The sequence below is a fragment of the Streptomyces collinus Tu 365 genome (assembly GCF_000444875.1).
Taxonomy (GTDB): Bacteria; Actinomycetota; Actinomycetes; order Streptomycetales; family Streptomycetaceae; genus Streptomyces; species Streptomyces collinus_A.
Genome location: NC_021985.1, coordinates 7,007,982 through 7,027,933 on the forward strand (window position 1 = coordinate 7,007,982; position 19,952 = coordinate 7,027,933).

21 protein-coding genes and 1 pseudogene are annotated in these 19,952 nt (G+C 74.4%); 11 read left to right on the plus strand and 11 right to left on the minus strand.

Features of this window, described 5'->3' with window-relative positions; translation table 11 throughout:
* Positions 1-57 precede the first annotated feature (57 nt).
* The 4 genes and pseudogenes from B446_RS30405 to B446_RS40510 form a co-directional block, all read left to right on the plus strand.
* Complete coding sequence (locus tag B446_RS30405) at positions 58-456, plus strand: 6-pyruvoyl trahydropterin synthase family protein (RefSeq protein WP_020943276.1); 399 nt, start codon at positions 58-60, stop codon at positions 454-456.
* Entirely contained in the window at positions 453-1,634 is a 1,182-nt protein-coding gene (locus B446_RS30410) for a glycosyltransferase family 4 protein (protein WP_020943277.1), read from the plus strand. Before B446_RS30405 ends, B446_RS30410 begins: the two co-directional genes overlap by 4 nt.
* The gene (locus tag B446_RS30415; protein WP_020943278.1) at positions 1,631-2,833 is read left to right on the plus strand and encodes a methyltransferase domain-containing protein; all 1,203 of its coding nucleotides are present in this window, start codon (positions 1,631-1,633) and stop codon (positions 2,831-2,833) included. The genes B446_RS30410 and B446_RS30415 overlap by 4 nt, the downstream gene beginning before the upstream one ends.
* Positions 2,830-3,891, plus strand: a pseudogene (locus B446_RS40510) (lysylphosphatidylglycerol synthase transmembrane domain-containing protein); the annotation flags it as partial. The gene B446_RS30415 and the pseudogene B446_RS40510, both read left to right, overlap by 4 nt.
* A gap of 101 nt (positions 3,892-3,992) precedes the next feature.
* Here B446_RS40510 and B446_RS37530 read toward each other — a convergent pair.
* Positions 3,993-4,775: a creatininase family protein gene (locus B446_RS37530; protein ID WP_078614842.1), complete on the minus strand. Its 783-nt coding sequence runs from the start codon at positions 4,773-4,775 to the stop codon at positions 3,993-3,995.
* A gap of 38 nt (positions 4,776-4,813) precedes the next feature.
* Here B446_RS37530 and ribA point away from each other — a divergent pair, with 38 nt between their 5' ends.
* The 5 genes from ribA to B446_RS30440 all read left to right on the plus strand — a co-directional run bounded on the left by ribA (position 4,814) and on the right by B446_RS30440 (position 9,092).
* A complete protein-coding gene (gene ribA, locus B446_RS30425; protein WP_020943281.1) occupies positions 4,814-5,473 on the plus strand; it encodes a GTP cyclohydrolase II in 660 nt (219 codons plus the stop codon).
* A gap of 125 nt (positions 5,474-5,598) precedes the next feature.
* The gene (locus tag B446_RS39920; RefSeq protein ID WP_158506789.1) at positions 5,599-5,748 is read left to right on the plus strand and encodes a hypothetical protein; all 150 of its coding nucleotides are present in this window, start codon (positions 5,599-5,601) and stop codon (positions 5,746-5,748) included.
* Positions 5,745-6,890, plus strand: a complete 1,146-nt coding sequence (locus B446_RS30430; RefSeq protein WP_020943282.1) for an NAD(P)/FAD-dependent oxidoreductase — start codon at positions 5,745-5,747, stop codon at positions 6,888-6,890. Before B446_RS39920 ends, B446_RS30430 begins: the two co-directional genes overlap by 4 nt.
* Positions 6,887-7,948 (plus strand): saccharopine dehydrogenase, encoded by a 1,062-nt coding sequence (locus B446_RS30435; RefSeq protein ID WP_020943283.1) that lies wholly within the window; start codon positions 6,887-6,889, stop codon positions 7,946-7,948. Before B446_RS30430 ends, B446_RS30435 begins: the two co-directional genes overlap by 4 nt.
* The gene (locus tag B446_RS30440) at positions 7,941-9,092 is read left to right on the plus strand and encodes a saccharopine dehydrogenase family protein (protein ID WP_020943284.1); all 1,152 of its coding nucleotides are present in this window, start codon (positions 7,941-7,943) and stop codon (positions 9,090-9,092) included. Before B446_RS30435 ends, B446_RS30440 begins: the two co-directional genes overlap by 8 nt.
* Before the next feature lie 51 nt (positions 9,093-9,143).
* On the opposite strand, the gene B446_RS30445 is transcribed toward B446_RS30440, so the two are convergent.
* The 5 genes from B446_RS30445 to B446_RS30465 all read right to left on the minus strand — a co-directional run bounded on the left by B446_RS30445 (position 9,144) and on the right by B446_RS30465 (position 14,176).
* Entirely contained in the window at positions 9,144-10,088 is a 945-nt protein-coding gene (locus B446_RS30445) for a CU044_5270 family protein (protein WP_020943285.1), read from the minus strand.
* Positions 10,081-10,725, minus strand: coding sequence for an RNA polymerase sigma factor (locus B446_RS30450; RefSeq protein WP_234967585.1), 645 nt, complete (start codon positions 10,723-10,725; stop codon positions 10,081-10,083). Before B446_RS30450 ends, B446_RS30445 begins: the two co-directional genes overlap by 8 nt.
* 182 nt (positions 10,726-10,907) lie before the next feature.
* Positions 10,908-12,131, minus strand: coding sequence for a serine hydrolase domain-containing protein (locus tag B446_RS30455; RefSeq protein ID WP_020943287.1), 1,224 nt, complete (start codon positions 12,129-12,131; stop codon positions 10,908-10,910).
* A gap of 60 nt (positions 12,132-12,191) precedes the next feature.
* Positions 12,192-13,553: an MFS transporter gene (locus B446_RS30460; protein ID WP_020943288.1), complete on the minus strand. Its 1,362-nt coding sequence runs from the start codon at positions 13,551-13,553 to the stop codon at positions 12,192-12,194.
* A complete protein-coding gene (locus B446_RS30465) occupies positions 13,550-14,176 on the minus strand; it encodes a TetR/AcrR family transcriptional regulator (protein WP_020943289.1) in 627 nt (208 codons plus the stop codon). The genes B446_RS30460 and B446_RS30465 overlap by 4 nt, the downstream gene beginning before the upstream one ends.
* Before the next feature lie 123 nt (positions 14,177-14,299).
* On the opposite strand from B446_RS30465, the gene B446_RS30470 reads away from it, so the two are divergent.
* The gene (locus tag B446_RS30470) at positions 14,300-14,761 is read left to right on the plus strand and encodes a PPOX class F420-dependent oxidoreductase (RefSeq protein WP_020943290.1); all 462 of its coding nucleotides are present in this window, start codon (positions 14,300-14,302) and stop codon (positions 14,759-14,761) included.
* On the opposite strand, the gene B446_RS30475 is transcribed toward B446_RS30470, so the two are convergent.
* Complete coding sequence (locus B446_RS30475; RefSeq protein WP_328285622.1) at positions 14,740-15,831, minus strand: NAD(P)-dependent oxidoreductase; 1,092 nt, start codon at positions 15,829-15,831, stop codon at positions 14,740-14,742. The genes B446_RS30470 and B446_RS30475 overlap by 22 nt on opposite strands.
* Before the next feature lie 2 nt (positions 15,832-15,833).
* Here B446_RS30475 and B446_RS30480 point away from each other — a divergent pair, with 2 nt between their 5' ends.
* Entirely contained in the window at positions 15,834-16,430 is a 597-nt protein-coding gene (locus tag B446_RS30480; RefSeq protein ID WP_020943292.1) for a TetR/AcrR family transcriptional regulator, read from the plus strand.
* Between the two features lie 93 nt (positions 16,431-16,523).
* Here the strand turns inward: B446_RS30480 and B446_RS30485 are convergent, their stop codons facing one another.
* From B446_RS30485 to gnd, 4 genes are all read right to left on the minus strand, one after another.
* Complete coding sequence (locus tag B446_RS30485; RefSeq protein ID WP_020943293.1) at positions 16,524-17,411, minus strand: hypothetical protein; 888 nt, start codon at positions 17,409-17,411, stop codon at positions 16,524-16,526.
* A 124-nt stretch (positions 17,412-17,535) separates the two neighbouring features.
* Complete coding sequence (locus B446_RS30490) at positions 17,536-18,237, minus strand: TetR/AcrR family transcriptional regulator (protein WP_020943294.1); 702 nt, start codon at positions 18,235-18,237, stop codon at positions 17,536-17,538.
* 234 nt (positions 18,238-18,471) lie between these two features.
* On the minus strand, positions 18,472-19,065 hold the full coding sequence (locus B446_RS30495; RefSeq protein ID WP_020943295.1) for a histidine phosphatase family protein: 594 nt from the start codon (positions 19,063-19,065) through the stop codon (positions 18,472-18,474).
* A 6-nt stretch (positions 19,066-19,071) separates the two neighbouring features.
* Positions 19,072-19,950, minus strand: coding sequence for a phosphogluconate dehydrogenase (NAD(+)-dependent, decarboxylating) (gene gnd / locus B446_RS30500; protein WP_020943296.1), 879 nt, complete (start codon positions 19,948-19,950; stop codon positions 19,072-19,074).
* Positions 19,951-19,952: the final 2 nt, after the last annotated feature.

Here is a 19,952-nt window from a genome sequence, read left to right on the forward strand (position 1 = left end):
TCCCCCGGCAGGGAACCGCCGGGGACACCAGACGCGCCGCACCTGGAGGGTCGTCCGTTGTTCAGCATCACCGTCCGCGATCACATCATGATCGCCCACAGCTTCCGCGGCGAGGTGTTCGGACCCGCGCAGCGACTGCACGGCGCCACGTTCCTGGTGGACGCCACCTTCCGCCGTGAACAGCTGGACGAGGACAACATCGTCGTGGACATCGGTCTGGCCACGCGCGAACTCGGCGCCGTCACCGGCGAACTGAACTACCGCAACCTCGACGACGAACCCGAGTTCGCGGGGATCAACACCTCCACCGAGTTCCTCGCCAAGGTCATCGCCGACCGGCTCGCCGAACGCGTCCACAAGGGCGCGCTCGGCGAGGGCGCCAAGGGCCTGAAGTCCCTCTCGGTGACCCTGCACGAGTCGCACATCGCCTGGGCGAGTTACGAGCGTGGTCTGTGACCGAGACGACCGTGGCGAAGGCGCGGCTCACCTACGTGCCCGCGCAGCCCACCGCTTCCGAGAGGGCCGGGATCGTCCCCATGTCCCTGCGTACCGTGCACTTCGTCATGCCGGGCGGCGTCGACGACCCGGCCGCGCCGAGCGGCGGCAACGCCTACGACCGCCGGGTCTGCCTCGACCTGCCCGGCTTCGGCTGGCAGGCCGTGCGGCACGCGGTGCCCGGCAGCTGGCCGCGCCCCGCCCGCGCCGACCGCGACGTACTCGCCCGCACCCTGCGGGAACTGCCCGACGACACCGTCGTCCTGCTGGACGGCCTGGTCGCCTGCGGCGTCCCCGAAATCGTCGTCCCCGAGGCCGAACGCCTGCGCCTCGCGGTGCTGGTGCACCTGCCCCTCGGCGACGAGACCGGCCTCGACCCGCTCGTGGCCGCCGACCTCGACGCGCGCGAGCGTGCGGTGCTGCGCGCGGTGCCCGCCGTGATCGCCACCAGCGACTGGGCGGTCCGCCGCCTCGTCTCCCACCACGGCCTGGCGCCCGAACGGGTGCACGTCGCCGCCCCCGGCGCCGACATCGCGCCCCTCGCCCCCGGCACCGACGGCGTCTCCCGCCTGCTGTGCGTCGCCGCGGTCACTCCGCGCAAGGGCCAGCACCGGCTGGTGGAGGCGCTGGCCGCGGTCACCGACCTGCCGTGGACCTGCGACTGCGTCGGCGGCCTGACCGGCGACCCGGAGTACGTCGCCCACCTGCGCGGCCTGATCCGCGAACACGGCCTCCAGGACCGGCTGCGGCTGGTCGGGCCGCAGGCCGGCGCCGCACTCGACGCCAGCTACGCGACGGCCGACCTGATGGTCCTCACCTCGTACGCGGAGACGTACGGCATGGCCGTCACCGAGGCCCTGGCGCGCGGTGTGCCGGTGCTGGCCACCGACGTCGGCGGGGTGCCCGAGGCGGTCGGCCGCGCCCCCGACGGCGGCGTCCCCGGCATCCTCGTGCCGCCGGAGGACCCCGCCGCGTTCGCCGCCGAACTGCGCGGCTGGTTCGGCGAACCCGACGTGCGCCGCCGGCTGAAGGCCGCCGCGCGCGGGCGCCGCGCCGCCCTCGACGGCTGGGCGACGACCGCCCGCAGCCTGGCCGGGGTCCTCGGCCGGCTTCCGCAGGCCCAGGGGAGGGCGGCATGACCGAGACGACGACGGTGACCGGCGGGATCCCCGCCCAGCCGGGGCCCCGCGAGGGCGCGTATCCGCTGCCCGCCGGAAGCGAGGAGACACGGGTGGACGCCGGTGAGCGGACGGGCGAGCCGTCCGGTGCGGCCGCCGCAGGGCCGGACGGGCAGGGCACGCGGGGCGGGCAGGACGCGTACGGCGGTTCCCCGGGTGTGATCGCCGGTGCCGGGCCCGTCACCCGGCCCGGTGAGCGGGCCACGCTGCGGCTGCGGGAGGGCGCCGACGAGAACCACGGCGGGCACGGCGGGCACGGCGGACACGACGGGAACGACGGGAACGACGGGAACGACGACCGGGCCGGGGGACACGACGGCGGCGAGGAGCCGGCGCGGTACGCCCCGGAGTGGCTCCAACTACGCGAACCCGCCGACGCGGACGCCCGGGCGGCGGACCTGCTGGACCCCCTGCGGGACCGGCTCGCCGCCCTGCCCGACCGGGAGGGCGGCCTCGTGGTGCACGACCTGGGCTGCGGCACCGGCTCGATGGGCCGCTGGCTCGCGCCCCGCCTCGACGGCGCCCAGCACTGGGTCCTGCACGACCGCGACCCGTACCTGCTGCACTTCGCCGCCGTCGCCTCCCCGCGCTCCGCCGCCGACGGCAGCCGGGTCTCGGTCGAGACGCGCCGCGGCGACGTCGCCCGGCTCACCCCGGACGCGCTGACCGGGGCCTCCCTGGTGACGGCCTCCGCGCTGCTGGACGTCCTCACCCGCGAGGAGATCGAGGCCCTCGCCGCCGCGTGCGCCGGCGCCGGCTGCCCGGCCCTGCTCACGCTGTCCGTCGCCGGACGCGTCGAACTCGCCCCGGCCGACCCGCTGGACGCGGAGCTCACCGAGGCGTTCAACGCCCACCAGCGCCGTACCGGCCTGCTCGGTCCGGACGCGGTCACCGTCGCCTGCGAGGCGTTCGCCGAGCGGGGGATGACGGTACGGCTGCATCCCAGCCCGTGGCGGCTGGGCCCCGAGCACGCCGCGCTGACCGCGCAGTGGCTGCGCGGCTGGGTGGGCGCTGCCGTCGAACAGCGGCCCGAACTGCGCGAGCGCGCCGAGCGCTACCTCGCCGAACGCCTGGCCGCGTGCGAGGCCGGTGAGCTGGAGGCCGTCGTCCAGCACAGCGACCTGCTGGCGCTGCCCCGGCCGTCGGGAGGGGCCTCATGAGCGAGCCGGCCGGGGGAGGAGCGGGCACGGGCCGCCCGCACGAGGCGGCGACGGCGTTGGCGGAGGCGGCGACGGCGCTGCTGAAGCCGCTCGCGGGTGAGGCCGCGGGGGCCGGCGGCTCGTCGCCGGGCGGGTCCGGCGCTCCCGCGAGGGGCGAGCGCGGCGCATCCGGGCCGGCCGAGTCCAGCGCCTCGCTGCCCGCCCAGACCTCCACGGCCCGCACCGGCGCCCTCCTCGCGCGCCTCAACTCCCCGGCGTTTCGGACCCACTTCGGCACCGCGGCCGGGGTGGTCATCCTCGGCGTACTGCTGTGGCGGCTCGGTACCGGCGTGCTGCTCGACGGGCTGCGGCGGATCGACGCGACGACGCTGCTCGCGGCGACCGGCATCGGCGTGGCCACCACCGTGTGCAGCGCGTGGCGCTGGCAGTTGGTGGCCCGGGGCCTCGGCATCCGGCTGCCGCTGGGCGCCGCGGTGGCCGACTACTACCGGGCGCTGTTCCTCAACGCGGCGCTGCCCGGGGGTGTGCTCGGCGACGTGCACCGGGCGGTGCGGCACGGGCAGAGCGCCGGTGACGTGCGGCGCGGGGTGAAGGCGGTCGTCCTGGAGCGGGTCGCCGGGCAGATCGCGCTCGCGGTGTTCGGGGCCGCGGTGCTGCTGACCCTGCCGTCGCCGGTCCGGTCGGACGTCCGCGTCCTCGCCCTGCCGGTGGCCCTGGCCGCGGCGGCCGCGTTCGCCGTGCTGCGCGCCGTCCGCGGCAACCGCGCCTCCGCCCCCGGCGGCGGTGTGCGCCGGTTCCTCGCCGAGGCACGGCACGGGCTGTTCTCCCGCCGGTCCGGCCCCGGTGTCGCGCTGTCCTCGGCCGTCGTCCTGGCCGGGCACCTCGCGATGTTCGTCGTGGCGGCCCGGGTCGCGGGCTCGGCCGCCTCCGTCGCGGTGCTGCTCCCGCTCGCCGTCCTCGCCCTGGTCGCCATGGGCCTGCCGCTGAACGTCGGCGGCTTCGGCCCCCGCGAGGGCGTCACCGCCTGGGCGTTCGGCGCCGCCGGGCTCGGCGCGAGCAGCGGCGTGGCCGTCGCCGTCGTGTACGGCGTGCTCAGCTTCGTCGCGGCCCTGCCCGGCGCCGTCGTCCTCGTCGCCCGCTGGTGGACCGGGCTGCGCGGCTACTCCGGTACCGCGCCGGCGTCGGCGCCGTCGGCGGACGTGAGCAGCGCGAAAAGCGCGCCGAACGAATCCGCCAGGCTCGCCAGCAGTTCCTTCCCCTTTTCCGCCGAGCCCAGGGAAGGACGGCCGATGACGCCCGAATCGGTATAGGCGGACATTCCCACGGTGAGCAGATGGCGACGGTCGTCCGCGGTGAAATCGGCGGACTCGTATCCAGGGCGGACGAATTCGGGGTGAGCGTGCAGCAGAATCGACGTCTCGATTTCTCCGGCGTGCATGTCGGTCAGCAGCGAGGTGGTCACCCCCGCCCGCTGCCGAGCCGTCTCCCAGTCCTCGGCGGCCGGGAAGAGCCCCGTGCGCTCCCCGCGCGCGGACGCCTCCTGGACGACGTTGCCCAGCACGTAGTTCCCGCCGTGCCCGTTGACCACGACCAGCGCCTCGACACCGGAGCGGCGCAGCGACTCGGCGATGTCCCGGATCACCGCGTGCAGGGTCGGCGCGGAGATGCTGACCGTCCCCGGCCAGGCCGCGTGCTCGTGCGAGCAGGACACCGTCACCGGAGGAAGGAGGTGCACCGGGTACGCGTCGGCGATCTCCCGTGCCACGGCGCAGGCGACGAGCGTGTCGGTCGCCAGCGGAAGGTACGCCCCGTGCTGTTCGAGGCTGCCGACGGGAAGGACGGCGACCTGTGTTGAAACGCCCGCCCCCCGCATCCGTACGTCTTCCGTAGTGTCCGCCGGCACCACCCCGTATGCCACCGGCCGCGCGCCCGAACCACTCATCTTTTCCCGGCCTTTCGTCTCTGCTTAGGAATCAGATCATGACAGAAAACCTCGGCGTCCTCGGCAAGAAGTCCTCGCGGCGTTCGGGCGCGGAACGCGTCGTGAATACCCCGTTGCCCACCGTGTACGGGAAATTCCAGGCGATCGGCTACCTGGACCACGACCGCGGTGACGAGCAAGTCGCCCTCGTGCACGGCGAGATCGGCGCGGAGAACGTTCTGGTCCGGCTGCACTCGGAGTGCCTGACCGGGGACGCGTTCGGCTCCCAGCACTGCGAGTGCGGCGACCAGCTGGCCTCCGCCATGCGCGCGGTGGTCGCCGAAGGCAGCGGCATCGTCGTCTACTTGAGGGGGCACGAGGGGCGCGGCATCGGCCTGCTGGCCAAGCTGCGTGCGATGGCCCTGCAGGCGGAGGGCCTGGACACGGTCGAGGCGAACCTGGCGCTCGGCCTGCCGGTCGACGCCCGCGACTACGGCGTCGCCGCGCAGATCCTGCGCGACCTCGGGGTGCGCTCGGTCCGCCTGATGTCGAACAACCCGCGCAAGCGTGAGGCGCTGGTGCGGCACGGCATCCAGGTCGCCGAGCAGGTGCCGCTGCTGATCGAGCCGTGCGAGAGCAACATCACCTACCTGCGGACCAAGCGGGAGCGGATGGACCACATCCTGCCCCACCTGGACGCGGTCGCCCACGGCTCCTGAACCGCCGGTCTCCGACCGCCGGGCCCCAGACCCACGGCTCCCGCCCCGCCGGCTCTTGCCGGACGGGCCGGCCCCGCCCGACGGCGGGGCCCGCCGGACCAGGCGCCCGCCCGGTGCCGTGGCGCGTGCGGCACCCGGGTGCCATCGTCGACAGCGACAGCGACAGCGACAGCGACAGCGACAGCGACAGCGACAGCGACAGCGTCGGACTCGGCCTCCGGGACGCGGCGGCGGCCCGGGCCCTGATCGGCGCGGTGAAGGAGGCGGCCGAGTGAACCTTCGGGCCCGGGCGGTCATCGTCGGTGGCGGGGTGATGGGCACGAGCATCGCCTACCACCTGGCGCGCGCCGGAGTGCGGGACGTGGTCCTGGTGGAACGCGACGAACTCGGCGCGGGCTCCACCTCCCGGGCCGCGGGCGGGGTGCGGGCCCAGTTCTCCGACGAGCTGAACATCCAGCTCGGCGCCCGCAGCCTGGAGGCCTTCGGCCGGTTCGAGGAGGAGATCGGCCAGGACATCGGGCTGCACCGGGTCGGCTACCTGTTCCTGCTCTCCACACCCGAGCAGGTCGCCTCCTTCGAGGCGGGCGTGCGCCTGCAGAACTCCCTCGGGGTGCCCAGCCGGATGCTGACCCCGGCGGAGGCCCTCCGCCTGTCGCCGCTGATCAGGACCGACGGGCTGCTGGCCGCCGGCTACTCCCCGGACGACGGCCACTGCACCCCCGAGGCGGTCGTCCAGGGCTACGCCACCGCCGCCCGTGCCCGCGGCGCCCGCATCCTGCGCCACACCGAGGTGACCGGCATCGAACGCGACGGCACCACCGTCACCGCCGTCACCACCACCCGCGGCCGCATCACCACCGGCACGGTGATCTGCGCGGCCGGTGCCTGGTCGCGGGCGGTCGGCGCCCTGGCCGGGGTGGATCTGCCGGTACGGCCGCTGCGCCGGCAGATCGCCGTCACCGAACCGGTGCACGGCCTGCCGCCGGCACTGCCCATGACCATCGACTTCACCACCAGCCTCTACTTCCACGCCGAGGGCCCCGGACTGCTGCTCGGCATGTCCGACCCGGACGAGCGTCCGGGCTTCGCCACCGACACCCACGACCGCTGGATCCCCCGGCTGTGCGAGGCGATGCGGCGCCGCGCCCCCGCCCTGCTGGAACTGCGCCGCACCGGCGGCTGGGCCGGTCTGTACGAGAACACGCCCGACCACAACGCGCTGATCGGCGAGGCGTCCTCGGTATCCCGTTTTCTGTATGCGACCGGCTTCTCCGGACACGGTTTCCTCCAGGGACCCGCCGTGGGCGAGATCGTCCGCGACCTGTACCTGGGCCGCGTACCCTTCCTGGACGTCAGCCCCCTGAGCGCCGGCCGGTTCGCGGCCGACGCCCCGCGCCCGGAGGCGAACCTGGTATGACCGAGCTCCATCTGTGGCTGCGCCACGAGGCCCGCACGACCGAGCGGCGCACGCCGGTCGTCCCCGCCGACGCCCGCCGTCTCGTCGCGCACGGGGTCCGCCTGACCGTGGAGGAGTCCCCGCAGCGGATCTTCCCGCTGGAGGAGTACGCGGCGGCCGGCTGCGGCACCGCACCGGCGGGCTCCTGGGTCACGGCCCCGCCCGACGCGGTGGTCCTCGGCCTGAAGGAACTCCCCGGCGAGCCGCCCGCGCTGACGCACCGGCACATCTCCTTCGGACACGCCTACAAGGGGCAGCCGGGCGCGGCCGACCTGCTGCGCCGGTTCGCGGCCGGGGGCGGGGCACTGCTGGACCTGGAGTACCTGGTCGACGAGCACGGCCGCCGGCTCGCCGCCTTCGGCTTCTGGGCCGGCTACCTGGGCGCCGCCCTCACCGTGCTCCGGCACCGCGGCCGGCTGACCGCCCCCCTGCGCCCGACCGGCAGGGAGGAACTGGACGCCGCCCTCCAGCGGGCCGCCGGCGACGAGGAGTTCACGGCTCTCGTGATCGGCGCGCTGGGCCGCAGCGGCCGGGGCGCCACCGCCGCCCTGGACACCGCCGGCGTGACCGCCACCCGCTGGGACCTCGCCGAGACCCGCGACCTGGACCGCCCGGCCCTGCTGGCCCACGACGCGATGGTCAACTGCGTGCTCGCCACCGCCCCCGTCCCGCCCTTCCTGCGGGAGACCGACCTGGACGACCCCGCCCGCCGCCTGCGCACCCTGTGCGACGTCACCTGCGACGTCGGCTCGCCGCTGAACGTCCTGCCCGTCTACGACCGCACCACCGACTGGGCCGCCCCGGCACGCCGGCTGCGCGAGGACCCGCCGCTGGACCTCATCGCCATCGACAACCTGCCGTCCCTGCTGCCACGCGAGTCCAGCACCGACTTCTCCGCGGCCCTGCTGCCCGAACTGCTCGGCTTCGGCACCTCGGCGGCCTGGCGGCGCTGCCTCGACCGGTTCCACCAGGCCTGCCGGGAACTCGGCATCGACGAAGGGCGGTCGCGTCATGACTGAGCGCGTTCCGGCGAGCGGCACCGTGCACTGGGTGGGCGCGGGGCTGTCCACCGGCAGCGGACTGGCCGACCTGTGCGAGCGGGCCGCCCGGGTACGGCTGTGGCACCGTACCGAGGAACGCGCGGCCGGCGCCCTGGCCGGCATGGGCCTGACGGGACGGGCCGAACCCCGGGCGTTCACCCTGCCGGCCCTCGCCGCCGCTCTGGCGCCCGGGGACGTCGTCGTCTCCATGCTGCCCGCGCCCGAACACGCCGCACTGCTGTCCGCGTGCGTCCGGGCGCGTGCGCACTTCGCCTGCTCCAGCTACGTCTCGCCCGAGGTGCTCGACCAGGTCCCGGCGGCCCGGGCCGCCGGGCTCGTCGTACTCACCGAGGCGGGCCTGGACCCGGGACTCGACCACCTCTTCGCGCACAGCCTCATCGGCCGGGCGCGTGCCGAGATAGGCCCGGACACCCCGGCGGACTACCGCCTGACCTCCTACTGCGGGGGTGTCCCGGCGGTCCCGAACGACTTCCGGTACCGCTTCAGCTGGGCACCCCTCGGCGTCCTCAACGCGTTGCGCGCGCCCGCCCGTTACCTGGAGGACGGCGCCGAGGTCACCGCCGCCCGGCCCTGGGAGGCCACCCGGCCGCTCGTCCTGGCCGGGGAGACCTTCGAGGCGTACCCCAACCGGGACAGCGTCCCCTTCGTCGAGCAGTACGGACTCCCCGCCGCGTGGACGGCCCGCACGTTCGTGCGCGGCACGCTGCGCCTGGACGGCTGGCGCAAGGCGTGGGAGCCGGTCTTCGAGGAACTGCGCGCGGGCGACGACGAGCGCATCGCCGCCCTGGCCCGGGAACTGGCCGCGGCCCATCCGACCACGGCCGCCGACCGCGACCGCGTGGTGCTCTCGGTGTCCCTGACGGTCGAGGCCGCGGACCGCACCTGGAGCGGCGGCTACCTGCTCGACCTCGTCGGCGACGAGGAGGAGTCGGCGATGGCCCGCTGCGTCTCCCGGCCCCTCGCCCTCGGCGTCCGTCACATCCTCGACGGTTCCCTGCCGGCCGGTCTGAACCGGGCGGCGGAGACGGCCGCGCGATCGGCCCTGTGGCTGGCCGAACTCTCGGATGACGGAACGGACTTCGATTTCCGGCGGGATGCCTAGACGGCCCGGCGGGGCAGCCGGTCCGCGCGCGGCATCCCCCGGCCGGGCGGCTCAGTGGTGCTGTCCGATGCGGTCGACCACCTGGATGTCCTCCAGCGTCGTGGTCTCGTAGTAGTAGTTCACCTGCTTCCACTCGCCGTGCACCTTCTTCGCCGAACTGCCCTTCGTGCGCAGGCCCAGGTAGTCGTAGGTCCTGCGGTCGAAGACGAAGGTGAAGTTCGCCCGGGGGTGGGAGACGCCGACGGCCTTCCGGCCGGCCACGGTCGCGTCGTAGCGGTCGAGCCGGATGTGCGGGAGCTTCGACAGCGCCTCGAAGGCGGCGGCCTGCAGCTTCGGGGGCAGTACCCGTGGCCCCATCAGCAGCATGCACGCCTCGTCGAACGCGAACATGTCGGTATGCGTCGAGGGCTTCATCCCGCGCCTGAACGCGTCCAGCAGCGCGTCGGGGTCCGTCGGCATCCTCTGGAGTTCGGAGTAGACGGTCGGCGGCCAGCGCACCTCGTGCCTGCCGAGCGGCGGGTCGTGGTGGATCTTCCCGTTCTCCTGGCGCAGGGACGGCTTCGAGCCGTCCACCGACATCCAGCTCTCGTCGGTCCACGTCCGGGTCCTGCCGTCCTTCAGGTACGTGTGGACGACGTGGGTCCGGGTGTAGAAGTACTGGTCGTCGCGCGGGACGGGCAGGTCGCTGTTCGCGGTTCGGGAGCGGTCGGCGGCCTGCCGCAGCACCTCCGCGGCGCTGACCGTGTGCAGCACCGTGGTGCGGTGCGGTCCGCCGTCGCGTGTGACGACGACGGTCACGCCCGCGCCCGCCGCGACGGCACCGGCGAGCGCGGTGCGCAGCACCAGGCGGCGGTCCGGCCCGCCCGCGCGCGCCGTGCGGCCGCGGGACTCCCCGGTGATCGCGGTCTCCAGGCGGGCCCGGGCCGCCGCGCGGGCCCGGTCGGAGAGGCCCCCGGCGCCGGTGTCCCAGCCGCGCACCTGCGTCAGCTCATCCACGATCGGTCTCCTTCTGCGGTGCGTTCGAGGTGGGGTGGCCGGCCGCGGCGAGCGCCTTGCGCAGCCTGGTGCGGGCCCGGTGCAGACGGGAGCGCACGGTGCCGACGGGCACGCCCAGGGCCTGCGCCGCCTCCGCGTAGTCGAGTTCGCCCCAGGCGGTCACCAGCAGCACGTCCCGGTACCGGGCGGGCAGTCCGGCGAGGGCGCGGGCCAGGGCGGCGTGCGACCCGCCGCTGAGCCGTTCGGCGACCCCGTCCTCGGGACCGTCGTGTTCCGTGCCGGACGCCAGGGACGCCACCCGCGACAGCGCCCGCAACCGGCGGGCCTCGTCACGGCGGTGACGTGCGACCAGGTTCGTGGCGATCCCGTACAGCCAGGGCCGGGCGTGCGGATGCGCCGGGTCGTAGCGCCGCCGCCGCTGGAAGGCGATCACGAAGGTCTCCGCCATCAGGTCGTCGGCGGTGTCGGTGCCCAGGCGCCGGGCGAGATAGCGGTGGATGTCGTCGGCGTAACGGTCGAAGATCACGGCGAACGCGTCGGGCGTCTCCCAGGACCGTTCGATGACCGAGCCGTCGGAGCCGCCGCTCGCGCCCGTCGCCGGGGCGGCCGGGGCGCCGTTGTCTCGCAGCAGGGTCACGTTCCACCTCTGTGGTTCATGCACGTCCTCGGGATCGCGGTGCGGGATCGTGGTCACCCGCTGTTCGCCGATGCCGGGCAGGAAGTTCCACCCCGGCAAGTGACCTGCCTCACAACGACGATGGCTCGTGTCCCGGGTCGGAAGCCGTGCCCCTGCGGCGGTCCGGCCGCCGCTCCCCGGGGTCAGTCCGTCAGCGCCTCGTGCACCAGCCGGCGCAGGTCCGGGAAGACCTTCAGGGACTTCGGCCGCACCTGGGTCATGAACTGCACGGTGAGGTCATGCGTCGGGTCGACCCAGAAGGCGGTGGTGGCGACTCCCGTCCAGCCGTACGTGCCCCGGCTGGTCGGGGCCAGGGTGCGGGCGGGGTCGGTGACCACGGAGACGTTGAAGCCGAAGCCCAGGCCCTGGTTGGCGCGGCCCTGGTGGACCGGGGCGCCGAAGGAACTCAACTCGGCGTCCCCGGGGAGCTGGTTGCGGGACATCCGGGCCACCGTGGCGGGCGACAGCAGGCGGACGCCGTCCAGTTCGCCGCCCCGGCGCAGCATCTCCATGAACCGGTGGAAGTCCGGCGCGCTGGAGACCAGGCCGCCGCTGCCGGACAGGAACCGCGGCCGGCCGAGCACCGGCAGCCCGGGGACCGGGGTGATGCCGCCGTCCTCCGTCTCGCCGTACAACTCGGCCAGCCGGTGCGCCTGTTCGGGGGCGATGTGGAAGCCGGTGTCGCTCATGCCGAGCGGGCGCAGGATCCGCTCCGTGACGTACGCGTCCAGGGGCCGGCCGGAGACCACCTCGATCAGCCGGCCCAGCACGTTGGAGGCCACCGAGTAGTTCCACCGCGTGCCCGGCTCGAACTGCAGCGGCATCCGCGCGTACACGTCGACGGCCTGCGCGAGGTCCTTGCCCGGCGGCACCGAGTACTCCAGGCCCGCTTCCCGGTAGAGCGCGTCCACGGGGTGCTCGTGGTAGAAGCCGAAGGTCAGACCCGCCGTGTGGGTGAGCAGATGCCGGACGAGGACCGGTCCGCCGGCCGGACGGGTACGGACCCCGGCACTCGAACCGCCCTCGTACACCCGCGGTTCGGCGAAGGCGGGCAGGTGGCGGTCGACCGGGTCGTCCAGCGACAGGCTGCCGTCCTCCACCAGTTGGAGCACCGCGACCGCGGTGACCGGCTTGGTCATCGAGTAAATCCGCCACAGGGTGTCCGTTCCGACCGGCAGCCCGGCGGCGACGTCCCGGTGGCCGTGGACGCTCAGGTGGGCGACCCGGCCGCCGCGTGCCACGGACACCAGGTAGCCGGGCAGCCGGCCCTCCTCGACGTGACGGGCGAAGAACTCGTCGAGCCGGCCCAGGGCCTTCGGGTCGAGCCCCGCCTCGTCCGGGTCGGCTTCCTGCCGCAGCTGTGCCATCGTGCTCCTCCGCATCGCTCCCGCGCGTGCGCTCCGGCCCGCCTGCCGGGACGCACACCCTCATCGTCGCGCAGGAACACCCGAACGGACCCGCCCGTCCGTGATCTCCGTGTCCGGCGCGGCACCGGGCCCGGACAGCGCGCGGGCGGCCGGTACGGCGAGCGCCGCCACGGCCGCGAGCACGAGCAGTGCCGGCCGGGGGCCCGCGCCCATCAGTGCCGTCGCCGCGGCCACACCGAGCACGGGCCCCACGTTGAGCGCGGTCTGCTGCAGACCGCCCGCGACCCCGGCGACCGCCACCCGCGCACCGCGTACGACGACCTCGGTGGCCGCCACCATCACCGTGCCGAACCCGGCACCCAGCAGCGCGAAACCGCCGCCGAGGGCGGCCGTGCCGGTGGCCCCGGACAGGACCAGGATGCCCAGCGCGAGCAGCGCCATGGCCGCGACGGCCGTCCGCCGCGCGCCCAGCCGGCGCAGCAGCGCCGGGCACAGGGCGGCGGACAGCACCATCAGCACCGCGAGCGGCAGGCTGCGCAGGGCGCTCTGGAACGGGTCGAGGGCGAGCCGCCGCTGGAGCACGTACGTCTCGGCGAACAGGGTGCCGAACAGCGCGGCCGACGCGGCCACGAGCAGGCCGAGCGCGGCCCCCACCGCCGGGGAGCCGATCACCCCGGGCGGCAGCAGCGGATGCGCGCCGCGCCGCTCGTGCCGTACGAAGGCGGTCCCGGCGAGCACCGCGCCGCCCAGCGCCGACACCCCCCACACCCCGGAGCCGGGCAGCGAGACCAGCGCCTGCACGAGACAGGCCAGGGCGAGGGCGAGCAGCAGGGCCCCGGGCAGGTCCAGCGGGGTGCGGACCGCCGGGCGGCGGTCCGCGCCTGGCAGCGCGAGCGCCGCCAGGCCGAAGCCGGCCGCGGGCAGCGCGCCGACGAAGAACACCGCCCGCCAGCCCGGACCGCTCACCAGCGCGCCGCCCAGCAGCGGTCCCGCTGCCGCCGCCAGGCCGATCGCGGCGGTGCGCACGGCCAGCGGCACGGCCAGCCGCTCCGGCGGGTACGCGGCCCGCAGCATGCCGAGCGTCGCCGGCTGCAGCAGCGCCCCGAACACGCCCTGCGCCAACCGCAGTCCGATCACCCAGCCGATGCCGGGCGCCAGGCCGGCGCCCGCCGACGCCGCACCGAACCCCAGCATGCCGAGCCCGAAGGTCCGCCGGTGCCCGTACCGGTCGCCGAGCCGCCCCGCGAACACCAGCAGGCTCGCCACCGCCACGAGGTACGCGGTACCGGTCCACTGTACCGAGGCGAACGACGCGTGCAGCGAGCGTTGCAGGGAGGGCTGGGCGACCGTGAGGACCGTACCGTCCAGGGCGACGAGCACGGCCCCCGCCACACTGCTCGCCAGCGTCAGCCCGCGGTTCACCGCACGTCCCGCGAGCCCAGGTGGGCGTCCAGGACCGTATCGAGCAGCGGGCCCGACTCCTGGTCGCCGGTGGCGAGCTGGAGGCTGTTCCAGCGCCAGAGCTGGGCGATGCCGTGCAGGTTCGCCCACAGCGCGCCGGCCACCCGCCGGGCGTCCGTCTCGGGCCTGACCCGTCCCACCAGGTCCGCGAGCACCCCGAACAGCGGCAGGCTGGTCTCCCTGAGCCCCGACCCGCCGCTGTCCAGCAGGTCGTGACGGAACATCAGCTCGTACATGCCCGGGTTGTCCGACGCGAACTCCAGGTAGATGCGGGCCAGTTCCGTCAGCCGTCGGCGCGGGTCGGTGGCGCCGGGCGCGGACCTGCCGATGCGCTCGCCCAGGTCGGTGAACCCCCGGTGGGCGATGGCGGACAGCAGCTCCCGGTGGGTGGGGAAGTGGCGGCGCGGCGCCCCGTGGGAGACCCCGGCGCGGCGGGCGATCTCCCGCAGCGTCAGCGCCCGCACCCCCTCGGCGGCCACCAGCTCCACGCCCACGTCCACCAACCGGGCCCGCAGGCCCGTGTCGGACTCGGCCCTGGATCCCGTGTCGGTCTCGCCCCTGGATCCCGTGTCGGTCTCACGCATGGATACTGTCTACCAGCGACGAGTAGACACTGTCTACTGCAGACGGTAGGCAGTGTTCACCTATGGCCGTCGTGTCTCCCCGGCGCGGGGAATGCGGGATGATCCCGGCCAGTTGACGCCCATATGACAGAGGACTCGACGCAGGACCCGACACGGGCTTCGACGCAGGACGCACTGCTCCAGCTGCTCTCCGGTACGCGGGGCGGGGTGCTGGTCACGCTCAAGGGCGACGGCCGGCCCCAGCTCTCCAACGTCAGCCACGCCTACTACCCCGAGGAGCGGGTCGTCCGGATCTCCGTCACCGACGACCGGGCCAAGACCCGCAACCTCCGCCGCGACCCACGCGCCTCCTACCACGTCACCAGCGACGACCGCTGGGCGTACACGGTCGCCGAGGGCACGGCCGAGCTGTCGCCGGTCGCCCGTGACCCCCACGACGACACCGTCGAGGAACTCGTCCGGCTCTACCGGGACGTCCTCGGCGAGCACCCCGACTGGGACGACTACCGGGCCGCCATGGTCCGCGACCGCCGGCTGGTGGTCCGGCTGCCCGTCGAGCGGGTCTACGGCATCCCGAAGGGCTGAACAGCGGCCTGCCCCGGCGGAGCGGACCGGGACGGGGCCGCCCCGGACCCGGTCCGCGCCTCGATCGCGCGCAGCACCGCCACCATGTCCTGGCCGCCGTGCCCCAGCCCCACCGTCTCCTCGAACAGGGCGTGGCACACGTCCAGCAGCGGTGAGGCCAGACCCGCCGCGCGGGCGGCCTCGGCGATGAGCCGGTTGTTCTTGAGCACGTCCAGGGCCGCGGCCTGGACGGCGAAGTCCCCCTCGCGCAGCTTGGGCGCCTTCATCCGGGACACCCCGCTGGCCATGGGGCCCGCGTCCAGCACCTCCAGGAACAGCCGCCGGTCCAGGCCCTGCCGGTCGGCGAAGTGGAACGCCTCCGTCAGCCCGGTCACCAGCGTGATCAGGAAGAGGTTCACGGCCAGCTTCATCAGCAGCGCGCCCGGCGCCGCACCGCACCCGAACGTCTCCCGGCACAGCGGCGCCAGCAGCGGCCGTACGGCGTCGACGGCGGACTCCTCGCCGGCGAGCATGGCCACCAGTTCCCCCCGCTCCGCCGGCACCCGCGACCCCGAGACGGGCGCCTCCACGTACCGGCCGCCCGCCGCGCGCACCTCGGCCTCCAGGGCGCGCGAGTGCTCCGGCGAGGTCGTACCCATCGGGACGACGATCCGCCCGGCGACCCGGGCGGCGAACTCGGGGGTGCCGCGCCCCAGGACCGCGTCGAGGGCCGCCTCGTCGGCGAGCATCAGCAGCACCGCCTCCGCCCGCGCGAACACCTCACCGGGGTCCGCCGCCACCTCGGCGCCGGCCGCGCGCAGCGGCTCGGCCCGCTCCGCCGTCCGGTTCCACACCACGAGGGGCGTGCCGGCGGCCGCCAGGCGCAGCGCCATGGGTCGGCCCATCACCCCGAGACCGATGAATCCGACCTTCACGGCACTGCCCTCCGCTCCACGGCCCGGCCCCGACCCGGGCTGACTATGACAGCCGTCATAGTAGCGGCTCTTATGACGCCGGTCATAGAGTGGGCGGAGCGGTGGGACGGACCGGGCGGACACGAGCGCGGGCGCACACCGGCGAGCGGAGGTCACGGATGGCGGAGTCGCGGCACGGACCGCGCGAGCGCATGGTCTTCAGCGCGGCCCAGCTGATCCGGCGCCAGGGGGTCGGCGCCACCGGCATGCGGGAGGTGGCCGCCCACGCCGGAGCCCCGCGCGGATCGCTCCAGCACTACTTCCCGGGCGGCAAGGAACAACTGGTCAACGAAGCCGTCGGCTGGGCCGGCCGGTACGCGGGCAAGCGGGTGGCCCGGTTCCTGGCGGGCCTGGACCGGCCGACGCCGAGCGGGCTGTTCGCGGCGATGGCCGCCCAGTGGACACGGGAGTACGAGACGGACGGCTTCGAGGCCGGCTGCCCGGTCGCCGCGGCGACGGTGGACTGCGCGGCCCAGGACGCCTCCACCCGGGAGACGGCGGCCGCCGCCTTCGCCGCCTGGCGCGGCCCGGTCGCCGAGGCCTTGGCCGGCATGGGAGTGCCCGCCGGCCGCGCCGACCCCCTCGCCACCTTGATGATCAGCACCCTGGAGGGCGCGATCCTGATGGCCCGCGCGGAACAGGACGTACGCCCCCTGCTGACCGTGACCGGCGAGCTGGGGCCGCTGCTCGACGCGGCGGTGGTGCGCCCCGCCTGAGCGGGCGGCCCCCGGCCCGTGTCCGCCGAGTCCCGCCTGCCCCTGCGGGCGGACGACGGGACGTCACGGACACGACTTGGCCGGGGGAGCGGTTCAGCAGCCCGGCACCGCGCCGGCGCAGTTGGTCGGTGTGTTGCCGTTGACCCGGCTGCTGGTCAGGACGACGCTCGCGCCGGGCTGGTTGAGGATGCCGCCGGCTCCCGTGCCGCCGGTGGCCGTGTTGTTGTTGACGTTCGTCCGGTCCACGAGCAGGTTGCCGTGGCTCGAACCGATCACGAGGTTGGCGATGCCGCCGCCGTCGAGCGCCCTGTTCTCGTTCACGACGCTGTCGCGGACCGTCATGGTGCCGTCGTTGGCGAGGCCGCCGCCGAACTGGTCCGCCGAGTTCTGGATGAAGCGGCTCTTGGTGATCGTCATGGTGCCGTCGTTGGCGGCGCCGCCGCCGTTGTGGGTGGTGGAGTTGCCGGTGACGGTCGTGTTGTCGACCGTGGCCGTGCCCACGTTGCCGATCCCGCCGGAGAAGTCCGCGCGGTTGTTCAGGATCTGGTCGTTCTCCAGGTGCAGGATGCCGAAGTTGGCGATGCCGCCGCCGAAGTTGTCGGGGAAACCGCCCGTGGCCAGCCCGTTCGAGAGGGTGGTCTTGCTCAGGGTCAGGTCGCCGCCGGCGCCGACGGTGAGGATGCGGAACGCCGGGGCACTGTTCGCACGGGTGATCGTGCTCCCCTTGCCGTTGATCGTCATCACGGTGGTGATGGCCGGCAGCGGACTGTTCAGGGTGTACGTGCAGTTCGACGAGAGGGTCAGCACCGAGCCCGGCACGGCGTTCGCCTGGGCGATGGCCGCGGAGAGCTGGGCGGCGGAGCAGCCGACGGGCGGCGGCGGCGGTGCGGCCGCCGCGGGGGTGGCGGTCACGCCGAGGGCCGTCACGACGCCGAGACCGAGGCCCTGGGCGACACGTGCGACGACGGATGAGGAGAACATCGCGCTCCTTGGTGTCACGGAAGTGGGGGGTACCGCCCGGGGGCGGCACTCGCCACGGGCGGCACCAAATCGTGACCAGCACCGACCGGATAATCCGGTGATGTCATCGCACTGTCGTCGCATTTCATCCGTTCGGCCGAGCGCGCCGAGGGGGCGGTCGGCCGGCGGCGGTCCGCTCCGCCGTGAGGTGGGCGATCACCATGTCGCCGATCAGGGCCCGGTAGCGCTCGCGCTGCGCCGGGGCCACCAGGTCGCGGCCGAAGAGAACACCGAACGTGTGCCGGTTCGCCACCCGGAAGAAGCAGAGCGAGCTGATCATCGCGTGCAGCTCGACGGCGTCCACGTCGGCCGTGAACGCCCCGGACTCCCGTCCGGCGGCCAGGATCCGGCGGATCACGTCCAGCGCCGGCGAACCGATCCGCCCGAGCTTGCGGGAGGCGGCGATGTGGTGGGCGCCGTGGATGTTCTCGATGCTGACCAGACGGACGAAGTCCGGGTTCCGCTCATGGTGGTCGAACGTCAGCTCGGCCAGCCGCCGGATCGCCGCGACCGGGTCGAGGCCGTCCACGTCCAGGCGCCGCTCGGCGTCCCGGATCGCTCCGTACGCCCGCTCCAGCACGGCCGTGAACAGCTGTTCCTTGCCGCCGAAGTAGTAGTAGATCATCCGCTTGGTGGTGCGGGTGCGGGCCGCTATCTCGTCGACCCGGGCGCCGTCGTAGCCGGACCGGGCGAACTCCCGCGTCGCCACGTCGAGGATCTCGGCCCTGGTGCGCGCGGCGTCCCGCGCCCGCCCCTCGGGGCGTGCCGGTTCTTCGGCGCCGGTCATCGGGTTCCTTCGGGCGTGGGGCAGTGCCGGTGATTCTAGAAGGAGGCCCGCCGGGGCGTCCCGGGTTCTGTCCGGGACGCCCGTCACACCGGCTTCGGGCCTGCCGGGTCCTGCCGGGGACGGCCCGCGACACCCGTACCGGGCGGCGGGACGGTAGACGGTATACACCTGTTCGTGCCCGGCAACGCCGCGGCCCGGGTCACACGGGGTGACCCGGGCCGCGATGGCGCACTGTCAGGGGCGTCTGTTCCACTCGGCGATCACGGGGCGCCCGTGCTCCGTGGAGAGCCGGCCGACCGTGCCGGTCGCGAGCTGGAAGAGGCGGCCCTCGGCGGGCGCCAGGCCCAGCCGGCGGGCGGTGAGCACCCGCAGGAAGTGGGCGTGCGCCACGAGGACGACGTCACCGGTGTCCGCGGCGAGCGCCGCGTCCACCCGGGCCAGCACCCGGTCGGCCCGGGCCCCGACCGCCTCGGGCGACTCGCCGGGGTGCCCCTCGGGACCGGGCGGCACGCCGTCCGTCCACAGATCCCAGCCGGGCCGGTCGCGGTGGATGTCGGCCGTGGTGACGCCCTCGTAGCCGCCGTAGTCCCACTCGTGCAGCTCGGGTTCGGGCACGGCGCCGGTCAGGCCCGCCAGCTCGGCGGTGCGTACGGCGCGGCCCAGCGGGCTCGTCAGCACCAGGGCGTAGGTCCGTCCGGTGAGCAGCGGAGCGAGGGACTTGGCCTGTTCCTCACCGAGCGTGGTCAGCGGCAGGTCGGTCCAGCTGGTGTGCTGTCCCGACCTGCTCCACTCCGTCTCACCGTGGCGGACCAGCAGGAGGTCCCCCACGGCCGGTCAGTCCTTCTTCTCGACGGCGTGCCCGCCGAACTGGTTGCGCAGCGCCGCGATCATCTTCATCTGCGGGGAGTCGTCCTGGCGGGAGGCGAACCGGGCGAAGAGCGAGGCGGTGATCGCCGGGAGCGGCACCGCGTTGTCGATGGCCGCCTCGACGGTCCAGCGGCCCTCGCCGGAGTCCTCCGCGTAGCCGCGCAGCTGGTTCAGGTGCTCGTCCTCGTCCAGGGCGTTGACCGCGAGGTCGAGCAGCCAGGAGCGGATGACGGTGCCCTCCTGCCAGGAGCGGAAGACCTCGCGGACGTTGTCCACCGACTTGACCTTCTCCAGCAGTTCCCAGCCCTCGGCGTAGGCCTGCATCATCGCGTACTCGATGCCGTTGTGGACCATCTTCGAGAAGTGGCCCGCGCCGACCCGGCCCGCGTGGACGTAGCCGTACGGGCCCTCGGGCTTGAGCGCGTCGAAGACCGGCCGCAGCCGCTCCACGTGCTCCTTGTCGCCGCCCACCATGAGGGCGTAGCCGTTCTCCAGGCCCCACACGCCGCCGGAGACGCCCGCGTCGACGAAGCCGATGCCCTTCACGCCGAGTTCGGCGGCGTGCTTCTCGTCGTCCGTCCAGCGGGAGTTGCCGCCGTCGACCACCGTGTCGCCCTCGGACAGCAGGTCCTTGAGCTCGTCGATGACGCCCTGGGTGGCGGTGCCGGCCGGGACCATCACCCACACCGTGCGGGGCGCCTCCAGCTTCTCGACCAGTTCTTCGAGGCTCTTGACGTCGGAGACTTCGGGGTTGCGGTCGTAGCCGACGACGGTGTGGCCGGCGCGGCGGATCCGCTCGCGCATGTTGCCGCCCATCTTGCCGAGACCGATGAGACCGAGCTGCATGA

Coding starts and splice junctions, on each gene's coding strand:
- B446_RS30415 (WP_020943278.1), top strand. CDS start 1,631: ATGACCGAGACGACGACGGTGACCGGCGGGATCCCCGCCCAGCCGGGG.
- B446_RS37530 (WP_078614842.1), bottom strand. CDS start 4,775: ATGAGTGGTTCGGGCGCGCGGCCGGTGGCATACGGGGTGGTGCCGGCG.
- ribA (WP_020943281.1), top strand. CDS start 4,814: ATGACAGAAAACCTCGGCGTCCTCGGCAAGAAGTCCTCGCGGCGTTCG.
- B446_RS30435 (WP_020943283.1), top strand. CDS start 6,887: ATGACCGAGCTCCATCTGTGGCTGCGCCACGAGGCCCGCACGACCGAG.
- B446_RS30440 (WP_020943284.1), top strand. CDS start 7,941: ATGACTGAGCGCGTTCCGGCGAGCGGCACCGTGCACTGGGTGGGCGCG.
- B446_RS30455 (WP_020943287.1), bottom strand. CDS start 12,131: ATGGCACAGCTGCGGCAGGAAGCCGACCCGGACGAGGCGGGGCTCGAC.
- B446_RS30465 (WP_020943289.1), bottom strand. CDS start 14,176: ATGCGTGAGACCGACACGGGATCCAGGGGCGAGACCGACACGGGATCC.
- B446_RS30470 (WP_020943290.1), top strand. CDS start 14,300: ATGACAGAGGACTCGACGCAGGACCCGACACGGGCTTCGACGCAGGAC.
- B446_RS30480 (WP_020943292.1), top strand. CDS start 15,834: ATGGCGGAGTCGCGGCACGGACCGCGCGAGCGCATGGTCTTCAGCGCG.
- B446_RS30485 (WP_020943293.1), bottom strand. CDS start 17,411: ATGTTCTCCTCATCCGTCGTCGCACGTGTCGCCCAGGGCCTCGGTCTC.
- B446_RS30490 (WP_020943294.1), bottom strand. CDS start 18,237: ATGACCGGCGCCGAAGAACCGGCACGCCCCGAGGGGCGGGCGCGGGAC.
- gnd (WP_020943296.1), bottom strand. CDS start 19,950: ATGCAGCTCGGTCTCATCGGTCTCGGCAAGATGGGCGGCAACATGCGC.